The sequence below is a fragment of the Photorhabdus bodei genome (genome assembly GCF_003287735.1).
GTDB lineage: Bacteria > Pseudomonadota > Gammaproteobacteria > Enterobacterales > Enterobacteriaceae > Photorhabdus > Photorhabdus kayaii.
Window position 1 is genome coordinate 1 of sequence record NZ_NSCM01000191.1, and the last position, 209, is coordinate 209.

Consider the following 209-nt stretch of genomic DNA (forward strand, 5'->3'; position numbering starts at 1 on the left):
GATTTCCAGCGAACTGATGGCTTCCTTCATCACCACCCGCCAGGCCTGTTCGGCCAGTTCGCCGACCCAGCGGTTGAGCGGTTCCGGCAGGTTTTTCGCCCGCTGCTGGACGTCGAAAATCGGGTCGCCGTTATGCTGTTCCAGCCGCTGCTGAACGGCGCTCAGGGCGGCTTTCCCCGGGACCGGGGCGTTCTGAATGCCCAGCAGGT

Annotated in this window: 1 pseudogene; it reads right to left on the minus strand. The window is 64.1% G+C overall.

Annotated elements, in window-relative coordinates:
* Positions 1 to 209, minus strand: a pseudogene (locus CKY02_RS23365) (hypothetical protein); the annotation flags it as partial.